The following is a 14188-nucleotide window of genomic DNA, read 5'->3' on the forward strand; positions in this document are numbered from 1 at the left end:
AGCTGGCAGGCGTTCGCCCGGGGACGCCCGCTCGTCGATTTCGGCGAGGTGGCCGTCTGGCCCGATCCGCTGAAGGCCCCTCCGCCGGCCCGCCGCGTCTTCGGCCGCCGCCGCACCTGACCCCTCTTTCCACTCCGGCGATGCAGGTCTAGGGAAGCCGGCGAATCCCGAAAAAGGGCGAAAGGCTGCACATGAACACCGTGATCATTCGCGAAGACGATCTCATCGAAACGATCGCCGACGCGCTCCAGTACATCAGCTATTTCCATCCGATGGACTATATCCGCGCACTCGGCGCCGCCTACGAACGCGAGGTATCAACCGCCGCGAAGGATGCGATGGCGCAGATCCTGTCGAACAGCCGCATGTGCGCCGAGGGGCACCGCCCGATCTGCCAGGATACCGGCATCGTCACTGTCTTCATCAAGTGGGGCATGGACTGCCGCCTCGACAGCCCCCGCAGCCTGCAACAGGTCGTCGACGAGGGCGTGCGCAAGGCCTATCTCCACCCCGAAAACAAGCTCCGCGCCTCGATCCTTGCCGATCCCGCGTTCAGTCGCGTCAATACCCGGGACAACACGCCCTCGGTCCTCAATGTCGAGATGGTTCCCGGTGCGAAGGTGCATATCGACGTCGCCGCAAAGGGCGGCGGCAGCGAGAACAAGTCGAAGTTCAAGATGATGAACCCGTCGGACTCGATCGTCGACTGGGTGCTCGAAATGGTCCCGCAGATGGGCGCCGGCTGGTGCCCGCCCGGCATGCTCGGCATCGGCATCGGCGGCACCGCCGAAAAGGCGATGCTGCTCGCCAAACAGTCGCTGATGGACCCGATCGACATGACCGAACTGCTCGCGCGCGGCCCGAGCAATCCGACCGAGGAATTGCGCATCGAGCTTTATGAAAAGGTCAACGCGCTCGGCATCGGCGCGCAAGGCCTCGGCGGGCTCGCAACCGTGCTCGACGTCAAGATCGCCGACTGGCCGACGCACGCCGCGTCGAAGCCCGTCGCGATGATCCCCAACTGCGCCGCAACGCGCCACGCGCATGTGACGCTCGACGGCAGCGGTCCCGCCTTCCTCGAGCCGCCGGTGCTCGCCGATTACCCGCAGATCGACTGGGCGCCCGACAAGGCGGCGATCCGCGTCGACCTCGACACCCTGACCCCCGAGGTCGTCGCTAGCTGGAAACAGGGCGACCGCATCCTCCTCAATGGCAAGATGCTCACCGGCCGCGACGCCGCGCACAAGCGCATCGCCGACATGCTCGCAAAGGGAGAGGAGCTGCCCGTCGAGTTCAAGGGTCGCGTGATCTATTATGTCGGCCCGGTCGATCCGGTCGGCGAGGAAATCGTCGGCCCCGCAGGCCCCACCACCGCGACGCGCATGGACAAGTTCATGGACATGATGCTCGATCAGGGCCTGCTTGCCTGCGTCGGCAAGGCCGAACGCGGCCCCGCCGCGACGCAGGCGATCGCGAAGCACAAGAGCGCCTATCTGATGACGGTCGGCGGCGCCGCCTATCTCGTCGCGCGCGCCATCAAGGGAAGCAAGGTCGTCGGCTTCGCCGACCTCGGCATGGAAGCGATCTACGAGTTCGAGGTCAAGGACTTCCCCGTCACCGTCGCGGTCGACAGCGAAGGCCAGAACGTCCACGTCAACGCGCCGAAGCTGTGGCAAAAGCGGATCGCGGACGAGGGATTGCTGGAAAACGCGTAAACGACGGGGGGCGAAACGATGTCGAACCAGCAACCCATCGACCTTTACGCCCCCCACTCGCCCCAGCAGATCGCGCGCATGCTCAAGCGGATCATGGACGACCCCATGCCGGACGCAAAGGCGCGCGTGTTCGGCAAGGGCAGCGAAGGCGATATGAAACTGCGCTATCGCCAGCGCAATTCACGGACGAATATGGAGCCGGTGCTCGACGCGGTCATGGAATCATACAAGGGCGGCACGCGGATCACCGGCACCTTCGGCACCCCGCCCGAGGCGCGTTATTTTCCATACGTGTGGGTCGGCTTCCTGTCGCTGTTCGTGATCGGCGGGGTTCTCGCCTTCCTCTTCATTCCCGGCGCCGGTCTGTTCGCGACCTTTTTCGCCGGTATTCCGCTGCTGATGATCTTCGCGGGCCTCGCCGCCTTCCGGGCGCAACCGGAACCGGCAGAAGATCTCGAGAAAATCCTCGCCTTCCTCGCCCGCGAAATCGACGCGCGCCCTATCCTGTAACGGTAAGTCCCTGACACGCGCTTGCGTTTCGCCGCCGATCCGGCAGATTGCTTCGTATACAATGCAGGCAGGGGACGCAGGATGGATTTCCGTAACTTCGATCGACTGAATCGCCGCGACATGCTCCGCGGCACCGCGATGCTCGGCGCTGGCGCCGCCTTCATGCAACCGCTTCCGCTGCTCGCCCAATCGGGATCGATGGCGGATATCCGCAAGGCGGCCGAGGCGGGCAAGGAAGCGTCGATCAAACGCATCCGCGACTGGATCGCCCTCCCCTCGATCGCCGCCGAGAACCGCAGCATGCCCGAGGGCGCTGCCTATATGGCCGAGCTCGCAAAGGATGCAGGCTTCACCAACGTCGAGATCGTGCCGACCGACGGCCATTCCGGCGTGTTCGGGACGATCGACGTCGGCGCCAGGCGCACGCTCGGCATCTATTTCATGTACGACGTGAAGCAGTTCGACGCCGCCGAATGGTCGTCACCGCCGCTCGAAGGCAGGATGGTCGAGCGCCCCGGCTTCGGGCAGGCGATCATGGGCCGCGGCGCGGTGAACCAGAAGGGTCCTGAAGCGACCTTTCTCGCCGCGCTCCACGCGATCCGCGCCGCGGGGCGCAAGCTGCCCGTCAACATCGTGCTCGTGTGCGAAGGCGAGGAGGAGATCGGATCGCCGCACTTCCGCCAGATCGCGACCAAGCCGAACATCCTCGCCGCATTGAAGAAATGCGACGGCATCTTCATTCCCTTCGCCTCGCAGGGCAAGACGGGCAATGTCACGGTCAACCTCGGTTCGAAGGGGATCATCGAACTCGAACTGGTCGCGAGCGGCGAGAAATGGGGCCGCGGGCCGAAGGGCGACGTCCATTCGAGCCTGAAGGCGATGGTCGATTCGCCCGCTTGGCGACTCGTGCAGGCGCTCCAGACGCTCGTGACCCCCGATGGCAACAAGCCCGCGATCGAGGGCTGGTTCGAAAATGTCCGCCCGCTGACCGAGCGCGAAAAGACGCTGATCCGCGAGGCCGCGAAGGCGGGCGATGAAGCCCAGCAGAAGGCCGCGCTCGGCGTCACCCACTGGATCGACAATCTGTCGTACGACGACGCGCTGATCCGCCTCGCGCAGGAACCGACGGTCAATATCGAGGGCCTTGTCGCGGGTTACACCGGTCCCGGCGGCAAGACCGTGCTTCCGGGCCGCGCGGTCGCCAAGCTCGACCTGCGTCTTGTCCCCAACCAGACGCGCGCCGAGGCCGAAAAGAAGCTGCGCGCCCATCTCGACAAGCACGGCTTCGCCGATGTCGAGGCGAACGTCTCGGGCGGCTATGATCCGACCGAGGTCGACGAGAACAGCATTCTCATCCGTTCCGAGCTTGCGACGTACAAGAAGCTCGGCGTGGCCACGAGCCTCAACCCGCGGATGGCTGGCAGCTGGCCGGGTTCGACCTTCACCTCGCCGCCGGTCTCGATCCCGGCGGGTCATTTCGGCATCGGCCACGGCTCGGGCGCGCATGCCCCCGACGAATATTTCCTGATCGATTCGACCAACCCGAAGGTTGCGGGCCTTGTCGATTCGACGATGGGTTTCGCCGAGTTCCTCTACACGCTGGCGGCGATCAAATGAGCGACCTCAACGGCGTCGCGCACGTCATCCTGACCGCAGGGGATTTCGAGCGTTCGACCGCCTTCTGGCGTGCAATGCTCGGCTACCTCGATCTCAAGATCGTGCTCGACAGCGAATATATGCTCTACGGCGTCGGCGGGCGCACCGCGATCGGCATTCGCACCGGCAGCCCCGAAAATGCCGGCAAGCGTTTCGATCAGGGCGCGCCGGGATTGCACCACGCCTGTTTCCGCATGCGCGACCGGGCCGCAGTCGATGCCATCGGCGCATTTCTGGAAAAACGCGCCGATATCCATATTGTCCATGCACCGCGGGAAGAACCCTGGGCGCCGGGCTATTATTCGATCCTGTTCGAGGACCCCGACGGCATCCGTATCGAGTTCAACCATGTCCCCGGAATCGGGCTGCTCGCCGAAGGTCAGGAGATCGGCAACGCCGATGCGTTCGACGGGAGTTGACTAGAAGCCGTAGACCAGCGTGAACCGCGTCTGCGTATCGACGCTTTCGATCCCCGGCGGCGGGCTCGTGTCGATCTGCGCCGAATAGGCGATGCGGGCGGACAGCGCCCCGGTCAGCTTGGCATTGAGCGCGGTCTGCGAACTGGTGGACCCGTTGGCCTCGCCGATGATCGTCGATGCGACCTGGGTCAGCCGCAGCGTCGGCGACAATTGCCAGCCGAAATCGAGGCCCGCCAGCCCGGTCAGTTCGGTATCGTTGTCGCCGTTCACGAAATCGGTCTGGCGAAACGCCGGGCCGCCTTTCAGGCTCAGCGTCATCTTCTTGTTGTCGATCACCTTGTACCCCAGCCCGCCCGACAGGTTCCAGCGCCTGTCGTACCCGAGGATGCGGTCGTGTTCCCACCGACCGAGTCCATAGGCAAAGGCGCGGTCGTTGATCCGGTATTGCGGCTCCACCTCGGCCAGATATCGTTCGACCGATGTCTCGCCGTTCGTCCGCTGATAATCGGCCTGCGCGCGCATCTTGTGAGTCCAGTCGATCCCCTTGCGTGCGAGCGCCACGCCCGCGCTCAGGCCCGCAGACTCGGTGTTGCCGCTGCTCTGCGACGCGCCGATCTGCCCTTCGCCCTTCCAGTTCTGCCAGAATTTCGAGGCCGCCAGCTTGGCGCGCGCGGCAGCCGCAGCCTCGTCCTTCAGCCGCTTTCGCTCGGCGCGATAGGCTACCAGCCGCGCTTCGATCTCCGCCGCGTCGTCGGGGTTGGTTGCCTTGGCAAGCTTTGCGACCGCCTCGACATCGGCATCCTTGCCGCTCGCGATCGCGGCGGCGAGCATGGTGCGTACCGGGTCGGGCGGAACCACCGGCGCGTGTCTGTTCCGATACTCCGCGAGCAGCGCGTCGATTTCCCGGGCGCTGTATGGATTGGCCAGCAGGGCGACCTTGATCACCGCTTCGACATCGGCGTCCTCGCCGCTCGCCATCGCGGCGTCGATCATCGCGCGGACATCATCGGGCAGCATCGGATGGAGCGGCACGGTCTCCAAAGGCAACGGATCGGCCAGCATCGGGTCGGTCGGCACGGGATTGGCCAGGACCGGGTCGGCGAGCACGGGATTGGGCTGCGGCGGCGTCACCGGTTCCTGCGACGCCTCGGCCGGGGGGGCCGCGAAGGCTAACAGGCCGAGAACCGCGAAGCGGGGGAGTGATGTCACCGAAGACGTCCTTCTCTGGGGGCAGAAAGCCGGGCTCGTTCGATCATTGGTACGAGCCAGCGCGCGTCCGGTTGTCCCTATAACCCGAAAGGCGCTGGCATTTCCACCCCGCTGGTCCCATTTGCAAACCTATGTATATCGCGATCCTCGCCATTTTCTGCGCCGGCATCGGCAATTTCGCGATGCACCGCGCCTTCATGGAAAGCGACGATCCGCTGGTACAGCAAATGGTAAAGCCGCTCGCCGACAAGGCCGGGCCGCACATAACCTATGTTTTCGAATTCCTGCTGCTCGTCGGCGCGATGGCGATCGGCGTGCAGAACTGGTTCACCGGTCTGATGCTGTACGGTCTCTACACGATCTTCAATGCGATGGCGTTCAGCTGGATCATGCACCGGCCGCGATAGGTCGCGCGACGCTAATCGACCGGAAGCAGCCCCTCCCCTTTATCGTCACCCCGGACTTGATCCGGGGTCCATGACGTCAGTGCGCGGTGGATCCCGGATCAAGGCCGGGTGACGAATGGCCTGAATCTAACCCAACGCAAGCCATCTGCCCGGCGTCTCATGCCACGCCGTGATACCACCACACGCCGCCCCGATCCTCGCGGCGCACGCGGCCTTCGACCTCCAGCCGCTTCAGATGCGCCAGCGCCTCGCCCGTCGCGAGACCCAGATTATGTTCGCCGATCGGGCGGTTGAACAGCAGGGGAAAGCTGTCGACGGCGCGCATCGGCGCCTTCGCGGCTGCTTCAGCCAGATTATAGAGCCGCATCCGGTGCTCGTCGCGCAGCGCGATCAGCCGGACGTGCAGTCCCTTGAACGGCTCGCCATGCGCGGGACAGACGATGACGTCTGCGGGAAGGGTGGCGAGCAGCTTGTCGATCGACGCCAGCCATTCGCCGAGCGGGTCGGCGTCGGGTTCGGTGATATTGACCGAAACGTTCGAACTGATCCGCGGCAGCACCTGGTCGCCCGACACCAGCACGCCCTCTTTCTCGTTCCACAGACATGCATGCTCGGGGCTGTGCCCCGATCCCGTAACGACGCGCCACCGGTGCGCGCCCATGTCGAGCGTTTCGCCATCCTCGATCCGCACATAGGAGCGCGGCAAGGTGAAGATCATGCGCTGGAACATGTTCCAGCCGCGGCTGCGCTGCGCGTCTATCGCGGCTTCGTCCCAGCCCGCGGCGCGCGACTGGGTGAGCACCTCGTCGGGCGCAGTGTCAGAGGAATCGGCAACGATCGCGCGCGCGGTCAGCATCTCGCCGCGCGTCATCCACAACTTGACGTCCTGCTTTTTCGCAATCCAGCCGGCGAGGCCGATATGGTCGGGGTGCAGGTGTGTGCCGATGACGCGCGTGATGGCCACGTCCTTGAGCGCGCCCGCGTACAGCGCCTTCCATGCGTCCGAGCACATCGTCAGGCAGATGCCCGTATCGACGACGGCGAGGCCATCCCCCCCGTCACTGGTAACGTCGTCGAGCAGCCAGCTGTTGATATGACCCAGCGACCCCGGCATCGGGATTCGCGCCCAGCTGATCCCGTTCGCGATGCGGATCGTCTCGCCCGGCCCCGGCGCGGCCTCGCCCCACGGATAGGTGAGGCCGGCATGGCTCGTCGCAGTAAAGCTGTCGTCCTGTGTCAGCGAGGCATCCGGCGAGCCGCTCGCTGCCGGAATATGATCCTCGTCCGACCCGGCCATGCCTCAGGCTTCGCCGTCGGTTTCGGCCTCTTCGGCAGCGCGCGCTTCGGCCGCCGCCGTGCGTTCGGCGCGCAGTTCCTCGAGCAGCGCTTCGCGGTCGCCCTCGAAACGGCTGTCCTCGGGCGCCTTGATGCCGGCCTTCTTCGCGGCCTTGGCGACGAGCGCGTCGAGTTCACGCTGCGAACAGAGGCCGAGCGTCACCGGATCCTTGGGCACGATGTTCGCGCTGTTCCAGTGGCTGCGGTCGCGGATCGCGCCGATCGTGTTGCGCGTCGTGCCGATCAGCTTGCCGATCGCGCCGTCCGATACTTCGGGATGGTTCTTCAGGATCCACGCGATGCCGTCGGGCTTGTCCTGACGCTTGCTGACCGGGGTGTAGCGCGGACCGCGGGTGCGGCGGATCGTGTCCTGCGCCTGCTTGCTCATCTTGAGCTTGTAGTTCGGGTCCTTCTGACCCTTTTCGATTTCGTCCATCGACAGTTCGTGCGCGCGGACGGGGTCGCGGCCGGTATATTTGGTCGCCGCGGTCTCGTCGGCGATCGCCTGGACCTCGAGGATATGGATACCGCAATATTCGGCGATCTGGACAAAGGTGAGGCCGGTGTTGTCGACCAGCCAGGCGGCGGTCGCATGCGGCATCAGCGGGGTGGCATCGGCGTTGGCCATGACGAAAAGTCTCCAAGCGGAAATAATAAGGGCCGCCCCTTGCGAGGCGGCCGTTCGGCGGTGGATGTAGACCTGTTTGCGCCGTGGGGCAAGCCTGCTGCGCTGCGAACCTAGGCCGAACGCAGATGCACCAGCGGATAGGCGCGCCCCTGCCCGTCATGCGCGGACCGCCCGGTCGGGGTAAAACCCATCCGGGCATAGAAACCGACCGCCTGTCCGTTCTGTTCATTCACGTCGGTCGTGATGACCGGATGCAGCGTCAGCGCATGCGCGACCAGCATCCGCCCGATCCCGGTTCCGCGGCACGCCGGATCGATGAACAACGCTTCCATGTGCGAACCGTCGAGCAGCATGAAACCGAGCGGCCGGTCATCTGCATCGACCGCGAGCCACAGCGGCGCGGACGGAAGGAAGCCCGCAACCTCCTCGCCGATCGCCGCGCGGTCCCCGATGCTCAGAAAATCATGCGTCGCGTCGACGGCATCGCCCCATATGGCGAGCACGCGTTCGCCGTCAGCGGGCGTCGAAGTCCGGATCCTGATCATGCGCGCGCCGATAGCCCGGCGCGGCGATCGACGCAAACGGGCGGTCGGCCTTTACGGGCCGCACTGCCAAAGCCCGGCGAACACCCGCTGCGCCCCATCCGCGCGGTCGGCAGTCAGCGTCGCAGGGCGCGGCGGCGATTCGCCGCCACCCGGCGCAGGGCCGGTCAGCGCAACGCGAAGCTCCATCCCCTTGGCAAAGAACTTCGTCCCCTTTGCCATCGCATCGAAACCGCCGTTGGCCGAGATGCTTTCGGTCGTATCGCCGACCTTCACGATCCCGCGCGAGGGTTCTTCCGACGCAACATCGCCCTGCGCGAGCAGGATTGGCTGCGCCCCCTCCTCGTCGGCGAAGCTACAGGCAAGTTCGCCCTTCAATTTGGCACCGCCGATATCGCCTTCGCCGAGCGCGGCAAGCTCGATCGGCGATCCGTCGCCGCCGCGCGTCGGGATATCGGCCGGCTTGATCGCCGGCGGAGCGGTTTCGGCCGCCGCGGCTCTTTCAGGACCGACGCTGCCGTCGTACGACGCTGTCGGCGCCTTTTCATCCTGCGCGGGCTGCGAACAGCCGGAGAGGGCAAGCGCAATGGCCGTCGCCGGCACGAGCAGGATACGCATATCTTTTGTCGAAAGCATTGGGGGGAAGACTCCTCGGATACCCCCCGATCGATCAACCGGCGACGCCGGAAGACGTTCCTCGGCTCATCCCACCCGAAGCACGATCTTTCCGACATGTGCGCCCGCCTGCATCCGCGCATGCGCCGCGCTCGCCTCGGCTAGGGGAAAGCTCTCGTCCATCGCGGGCTTCCATCCGCCTTCCGCCAGTCGCGGCCAGAGCGTGCCGTGAATCTCGTCGGCGAGCGCGGCCTTGAAATCGGCGCTGCGCGCGCGAAGCGTCGATCCGGTCAGGGTCAGGCGGCGGCGCATGACGTCGGCGATGTCGATCTCGACCTTCGCGCCGCGCTGGAACGCGATCGTGACGTGGCGTCCGTCGTCAGCAAGGCAGGCAAGGTTGCGCGGCAGATAATCGCCGCCGACCATGTCGAGAACCGCGTTGACACCCTTGCCCCCGGTAAAGCCCTTGACCGCCTCGACATAATCCTCGCTCGAATAATCGACCGCGAGGTCTGCGCCCAGCGCACGCGCCGCATCGCATTTCTCTGCGCTGCCGCAGGTCACGACGGTCCTGATCCCGAACAGTTTGCTTAGGCCGATCGCGGTCGTGCCGATGCCGCTGGTACCGCCGTGAATCAGCACCGTCTCGCCCTCGGCCACCCACGCGCGCTCGAACAGATTATGCCACACGGTAAAGACGGTCTCGGGCAGCGCCGCCGCTTCTTCCATCGAAAAGCCGGGAGGTACCGGCAGGCAGCTTCCCGCCGGCGCGACGCAATATTCGGCATAGCCGCCGCCCGCGACGAGTGCGCAGACCGCCTGTCCCAGAAGCTCGGGATCGCCCCCGGGGGCGGTCGCGACCACGGTCCCCGCGATCTCCAGCCCGGGCAGATCCGATGCGCCCGGCGGTGGCGGATAAAAGCCCATGCGTTGCAGGACGTCGGGCCGGTTCACGCCGGCCGCGGCGACGCGCACGAGCACCTCGCCGGGTCCCGGCTGCGGCACCGGACGCGTCGTCGGCTCCAATACCTCGGGCCCGCCCGGTTCGCGTATCGCGATGGCGGTCATGCTCGCTGGCAGGCTGGTCACGCTGAAATTCCCCCACTGGCCATTTTGGTCCCTCTGCCCCGCCTTATTGACAGTGCAGCGACACGGGTCAACTGTCGCGCGCTTGCAGCCGGGGACCAGCGAGAGAGGACACGCCATGGACGATGACGACCTTCCCCGCCGCCGCGACGATGTGCTCGCGGCCCTGATCAGGCAACCGCTCGACCCGCTGTCGGTCGACGAACTGGGCGAACGCATCGATACGCTCGAAGCCGAGATCCGGCGCGTCAAGGCGCACCGCAGCGCCGCGACCAGCCACAAGGCGGTCGCCGAGGCGCTGTTCAGGAAGAATTGACGTTGACCGCCGGCGCCTTTTGACGGGCGCCGGCGGTCTCGCCCCTACGCGACCTCGGCGTAGCGAAGCAGGTCGATCATCCGGAAATCGTCGCCCTTTTTCGAAGCGTCGACCGTGGGCAGGAACGGCTGCCATTCGGGGTCCTGCGACAGATAGGATCCCTTGTCGCCCTGCAGCAGCCCGAGGAACACTTCGGTGACGATCCGCGCCCCGACCGGCCCCAGCCGCTCGCCATTCTGCGTCACTTGCGCCTCGCGCAATATATAGAACCAGAGCGGCGTGCGGTCGTCGAAGCCGTGCGGCTTGAGATCGGACAGATCGCCCTTCGACAGTTCGGGCAGCTTCATCGCGCGCGCCACCCGCTGCCCCGACGGCAGCGAGAAGGTCAGGTGGCGAAGCAGGTTGCGCTGCGCGAGCGACGCCGGGTTCGACTTCGGATCGGGGTTCGGCACGACCGATCCCGGCAGGCGGAACAGTGACGTCGACAGCGTGGTGTCGATCTTCTTGTTCGGTTTCACATTGCCGTCGCTGAAATCGAAGAAGGTCGGCCAGTCGATGAAGCGCCGCGGCGCACGGCAGCCGCCCGACAGATCGTCGGGATCGCTCGGGTCCGACGGCGTCGGGGTAAAGATCATCGCAAAGAACGGGCTGCCCCCGTTGCCGGTGAAGTTGGCGCGGTACGACGGCCGCACCTGACTGTGCCCGAACCGATAGGCGGCAACCGAAAATTCGACCGGGATATAGGGCTCGTTATGCCAGCTATAATATTTGCGGCCATTGGTCAGCACATCGTCGACCACCGCGTCGCCGCACGTCTTGCGCAGGAATTCGTGCACGATGATCCACTGATAATGCCAGCGCACGATCCGCTGCGCCTCGGCGAAAATCTCGTCCGATCCGGTCAGCCTGATCCTGGTCTTCACATAGTCGACGACCGCGTTGTGAAATTTGAGGAAGGCAACCTGAAGCTGGCCGATAATCAGATTTTCATCGTCGCGCGGGTCGGCGATCAGCGCGACATTCTGGCTGTTGCGCGGCAGGTCGAACTTGTTCGCCGTCCCCGTCGCTTCCAGCAGGAACTTGCCGCCCTTGCCGCCCTGCGTATCGTACAGATGCGGACTGCCGCCCGGCCCCGCGCCATAGACATTGTCGAGCCCGAAGCTCGGCGTGCGGAAATTGGCGATCTGTTCGGGATCGACCTGCCGCTCGAGGCTCGATGTCGGATCGAACGTCATGTCATGGTCGAGGAACTGGCCGAGGAAGGTGAATCCCGCGGTCAGCGTCGGATTATCGCTGTTCTTCGCCGACAGCGCCGGGTTGGTGATCAGCTCGGCAGGGGTCCTGGTCAGATTGTCCTTGGCATCCATGATGCCCCCGACCTTGCCGATCTCGATCAGCGCAGCGCGCACATCGGGGGTGTCGGCAGCAAAGGGCGGCAATTCGCCGAACATGCGGCCAAAGCGGCCGGCGTCGGAATATTTGGAGCGCGGCGGAACGATGTCGCGCGGATATACGCCGTGACGAGGCATGGCAGTCTCTCCTGTGGTTTTCGGGATTGTCGGGACGATCCACCCACCAAGAGAGCTGGCATCCGCTGTTTTAGGCGCGAACCTGCGGCAAGGATTGCCCCGATCGGGGCACGGTCCCAAGATTTTAGGTAGCTAATTCCGGATTAACTTGCCGGGTCGCGGCGAAATCGCGACAGAATGAGGCGCGGGCGCCCTATTCGGCTTCGGTGCTGAGCCCGAGTTCGGGAATACCGATCGATCGCCGCCCGCCGAAATCGGCGCGCACGACGATCACGCCCTGCTTTTCCATATATTCGACCAGCCGGCGGATCCGCCCCGGCGAACGGCTGCCATAGGCGCGGCCGAGAATCTCGTCGTCGGGGCAGGGTTCGCCGTCCATCGCGGCGCGCGCGATCTGCAAGAAAGGCGCGAACATGTCGTGCGGCAGGCGGTCGGCGACGATGAGCACTTCGCGCCAGCGCGGCTCGGACGGATCGAACACGCCGCCCTTCGCCAGCGCGAAACGGCGGCGGAAGGCTGCGAGGTCGAGCGGCACCTTCTTCAGCTTCTGCATCCGGCAGCGCACCGAGAAATCCTGATAGAGGAAGGATTCGGGCTGGAACGCGCAATCGGGGTCCGACAGCATCTCCTGCAGCGTCTCGATCACCACCGCGTCGCTCTGCTCGGCTTCCTCGACCGCCTCGAGAATATCGAGCACGGGCGGCGCATCCAGATCTTCGTGCAGCCCCTCGCTCGCCGCTATCCGCTCCAGCACTTCGCTTGCCGCGACCGGCTCGGGTTCGGGTGCAAGGAAGCGGGGCTGGGCTGGTGCCTCCAGTTCGGTGAACAGCATCGAGCGCATGTCCTCGCCCCCGGCCTCGGGCAGTGGCATCAGACCGTGCGTCCCCATCCGCGTCGACGTTTGCGTCGCGCCGATCCGCACCGACAGCGGGCGCCGCGAGATCGCGGGACCGAGGCCAAGGAAATGTCCGCGTTCGAGGTCACGGATCGTCTCGGCCTGCCGCCGCTCCATGCCGAGCAGGTCGGCGGCGCGTGCCATGTCGATGTCGAGGAAGGTGCGCCCCATCAGGAAATTGCTCGCCTCGGCGGCGACATTCTTTGCCAGCTTTGCCAGCCGCTGCGTCGCGATCGCGCCCGCCAGACCGCGCTTGCGCCCGCGGCACATCAGGTTGGTCATTGCGCCCAGGCTCGCGCGGCGGACATTGTCGGCAACGTCCCCCGCGACGCTCGGCGCGAACATCTGCGCCTCGTCGACCACGACCAGCGCGGGGAACCAGTGCTCGCGCGGCGCATCGAACAGCGCGTTCAGGAACGCCGCCGCGCACGTCATCTGCGCCTCGATATCGAGCGATTCGAGGCTGAGGATGATCGACGCGCGATGTTCGCGGATGCGCGCGCCCATCGCCGCGATCTCGCGCTCGTTATAGTCGCCGCCGTTGATCACGACATGGCTGTACGCGTCGGCGAGCGTCACGAAATCGCCTTCGGGATCGATCACGATCTGCTGCACCAGCTCGGCGCTTTCCTCGAGGATGCGGCGCAAGAGGTGCGACTTGCCCGACCCCGAATTGCCCTGGACGAGCAGGCGCGTCGCGAGCAGTTCCTGCACGTCGATGCGCACATTCTGTCCCGTTGCGTCGGTGCCGATGTCGATGCTGGTCTTCACGATGGCCGCCCTATCGGGGCGCTTGGCCAAAGACAACCGCGCGAGGTTTCGGGTCGGCGGATTTTGCCGCGCGGCCTTGCCAAGCGGCACGAACGCGCCAAAAGGGCGCCATGGATTTCGACGACCAGCTCCGCCGCTATTTCGGCACCGCAGACATCGCGGCGATCCACCCCGAGGCGCACGCCGCGGGCACCGAACGCATGCGCGTCGACTTCGGCCTCGAAACCAACCCCGGCCGCCGCTTCGCACTCTGGACGCTGATGTACATGCTCGGCGTCGCACCCGACCTCGACATCGCGTTCAAGGACGAGGGCGAGCGCAATGTAGCGCGCGATTTCATGGATATGGTCGATCAGGCGGGCGAGAATTAATCCGGGATGACAAAGTGAATTGTCGCGCCTTCCTCAAATTCTCAACACTCCGTTAACCACACCGCAACCCCCGTCATCGTAATTTCACAAAGCCATCCGCTTTTCCCTTGCGGTGGGGCGGCGGCATCGCCACGTTGCATTTCTAAGGGGGCCGCTCTCCCCGGCCTGGTCCCCGCAAGGAGAT

The 14188-nt window shown here is 65.4% G+C and carries 15 protein-coding genes; 7 read left to right on the forward strand and 8 right to left on the reverse strand.

The annotated features are described in order from the left end of the window. Nucleotides 1–191: 191 nt before the first annotated feature. The 4 genes from VN047_RS09720 (at nucleotide 192) to VN047_RS09735 (ending at nucleotide 4300) form a co-directional block, all read left to right on the forward strand. Nucleotides 192–1715, forward strand: coding sequence for a fumarate hydratase (locus tag VN047_RS09720; protein ID WP_325542156.1), 1524 nt, complete (start codon nucleotides 192–194; stop codon nucleotides 1713–1715). Nucleotides 1716–1733: 18 nt separating this feature from the next. Then, nucleotides 1734–2225, forward strand: coding sequence for a hypothetical protein (locus tag VN047_RS09725; protein WP_325542158.1), 492 nt, complete (start codon nucleotides 1734–1736; stop codon nucleotides 2223–2225). An 81-nt stretch (nucleotides 2226–2306) separates the two neighbouring features. Next, nucleotides 2307–3842 (forward strand): M20/M25/M40 family metallo-hydrolase, encoded by a 1536-nt coding sequence (locus VN047_RS09730; RefSeq protein ID WP_325542159.1) that lies wholly within the window; start codon nucleotides 2307–2309, stop codon nucleotides 3840–3842. After that, the gene (locus VN047_RS09735; RefSeq protein ID WP_325542161.1) at nucleotides 3839–4300 is read left to right on the forward strand and encodes a VOC family protein; all 462 of its coding nucleotides are present in this window, start codon (nucleotides 3839–3841) and stop codon (nucleotides 4298–4300) included. Before VN047_RS09730 ends, VN047_RS09735 begins: the two co-directional genes overlap by 4 nt. Here VN047_RS09735 and VN047_RS09740 read toward each other — a convergent pair whose 3' ends face one another. Beyond that, nucleotides 4301–5509, reverse strand: a complete 1209-nt coding sequence (locus VN047_RS09740; protein ID WP_325542163.1) for a DUF481 domain-containing protein — start codon at nucleotides 5507–5509, stop codon at nucleotides 4301–4303. A gap of 131 nt (nucleotides 5510–5640) precedes the next feature. Between VN047_RS09740 and VN047_RS09745 the strand changes: the two genes are divergently transcribed. Next, entirely contained in the window at nucleotides 5641–5916 is a 276-nt protein-coding gene (locus VN047_RS09745; RefSeq protein ID WP_325542165.1) for a hypothetical protein, read from the forward strand. A 157-nt stretch (nucleotides 5917–6073) separates the two neighbouring features. On the opposite strand, the gene VN047_RS09750 is transcribed toward VN047_RS09745, so the two are convergent. From VN047_RS09750 to VN047_RS09770, 5 genes are all read right to left on the reverse strand, one after another. Further along, nucleotides 6074–7213, reverse strand: a complete 1140-nt coding sequence (locus VN047_RS09750) for an MBL fold metallo-hydrolase (protein ID WP_325542167.1) — start codon at nucleotides 7211–7213, stop codon at nucleotides 6074–6076. 3 nt (nucleotides 7214–7216) lie between these two features. Continuing rightward, on the reverse strand, nucleotides 7217–7852 hold the full coding sequence (locus tag VN047_RS09755; RefSeq protein ID WP_325542183.1) for a DUF1013 domain-containing protein: 636 nt from the start codon (nucleotides 7850–7852) through the stop codon (nucleotides 7217–7219). A 137-nt stretch (nucleotides 7853–7989) separates the two neighbouring features. Then, nucleotides 7990–8424, reverse strand: coding sequence for an acetyltransferase (locus VN047_RS09760; RefSeq protein ID WP_325542169.1), 435 nt, complete (start codon nucleotides 8422–8424; stop codon nucleotides 7990–7992). A gap of 51 nt (nucleotides 8425–8475) precedes the next feature. Then, complete coding sequence (locus VN047_RS09765; RefSeq protein ID WP_325542171.1) at nucleotides 8476–9057, reverse strand: hypothetical protein; 582 nt, start codon at nucleotides 9055–9057, stop codon at nucleotides 8476–8478. A 66-nt stretch (nucleotides 9058–9123) separates the two neighbouring features. Then, nucleotides 9124–10125 (reverse strand): NAD(P)H-quinone oxidoreductase, encoded by a 1002-nt coding sequence (locus VN047_RS09770; RefSeq protein ID WP_325542173.1) that lies wholly within the window; start codon nucleotides 10123–10125, stop codon nucleotides 9124–9126. A gap of 115 nt (nucleotides 10126–10240) precedes the next feature. On the opposite strand from VN047_RS09770, the gene VN047_RS09775 reads away from it, so the two are divergent. Beyond that, nucleotides 10241–10438, forward strand: coding sequence for a DUF1192 domain-containing protein (locus VN047_RS09775; protein WP_325542175.1), 198 nt, complete (start codon nucleotides 10241–10243; stop codon nucleotides 10436–10438). Nucleotides 10439–10482: 44 nt separating this feature from the next. Here the strand turns inward: VN047_RS09775 and VN047_RS09780 are convergent, their stop codons facing one another. Both VN047_RS09780 and VN047_RS09785 read right to left on the reverse strand, forming a co-directional pair. Beyond that, nucleotides 10483–11967: a heme peroxidase family protein gene (locus VN047_RS09780; RefSeq protein WP_325542177.1), complete on the reverse strand. Its 1485-nt coding sequence runs from the start codon at nucleotides 11965–11967 to the stop codon at nucleotides 10483–10485. A 193-nt stretch (nucleotides 11968–12160) separates the two neighbouring features. Then, complete coding sequence (locus VN047_RS09785; RefSeq protein ID WP_325542179.1) at nucleotides 12161–13633, reverse strand: ATP-binding protein; 1473 nt, start codon at nucleotides 13631–13633, stop codon at nucleotides 12161–12163. 110 nt (nucleotides 13634–13743) lie between these two features. Between VN047_RS09785 and VN047_RS09790 the strand changes: the two genes are divergently transcribed. Further along, nucleotides 13744–14004 (forward strand): hypothetical protein, encoded by a 261-nt coding sequence (locus tag VN047_RS09790; RefSeq protein WP_325542181.1) that lies wholly within the window; start codon nucleotides 13744–13746, stop codon nucleotides 14002–14004. The last annotated feature ends 184 nt before the right edge of the window (nucleotides 14005–14188 follow it).

It is taken from the genome of Sphingopyxis sp. (assembly GCF_035565275.1).
In the GTDB taxonomy this organism is placed as follows: Bacteria; Pseudomonadota; Alphaproteobacteria; order Sphingomonadales; family Sphingomonadaceae; genus Sphingopyxis.

Bases quoted from the DNA above. Each gene is read 5' to 3' on its own strand.
- VN047_RS09775 (WP_325542175.1), top strand. From the start codon at position 10,241: ATGGACGATGACGACCTTCCCCGCCGCCGCGACGATGTGCTCGCGGCC.
- VN047_RS09725 (WP_325542158.1), top strand. From the start codon at position 1,734: ATGTCGAACCAGCAACCCATCGACCTTTACGCCCCCCACTCGCCCCAG.
- VN047_RS09765 (WP_325542171.1), bottom strand. From the start codon at position 9,057: ATGCTTTCGACAAAAGATATGCGTATCCTGCTCGTGCCGGCGACGGCC.
- VN047_RS09750 (WP_325542167.1), bottom strand. From the start codon at position 7,213: ATGGCCGGGTCGGACGAGGATCATATTCCGGCAGCGAGCGGCTCGCCG.
- VN047_RS09760 (WP_325542169.1), bottom strand. From the start codon at position 8,424: ATGATCAGGATCCGGACTTCGACGCCCGCTGACGGCGAACGCGTGCTC.
- VN047_RS09735 (WP_325542161.1), top strand. From the start codon at position 3,839: ATGAGCGACCTCAACGGCGTCGCGCACGTCATCCTGACCGCAGGGGAT.
- VN047_RS09745 (WP_325542165.1), top strand. From the start codon at position 5,641: ATGTATATCGCGATCCTCGCCATTTTCTGCGCCGGCATCGGCAATTTC.
- VN047_RS09755 (WP_325542183.1), bottom strand. From the start codon at position 7,852: ATGCCGCATGCGACCGCCGCCTGGCTGGTCGACAACACCGGCCTCACC.
- VN047_RS09720 (WP_325542156.1), top strand. From the start codon at position 192: ATGAACACCGTGATCATTCGCGAAGACGATCTCATCGAAACGATCGCC.
- VN047_RS09730 (WP_325542159.1), top strand. From the start codon at position 2,307: ATGGATTTCCGTAACTTCGATCGACTGAATCGCCGCGACATGCTCCGC.
- VN047_RS09790 (WP_325542181.1), top strand. From the start codon at position 13,744: ATGGATTTCGACGACCAGCTCCGCCGCTATTTCGGCACCGCAGACATC.
- VN047_RS09780 (WP_325542177.1), bottom strand. From the start codon at position 11,967: ATGCCTCGTCACGGCGTATATCCGCGCGACATCGTTCCGCCGCGCTCC.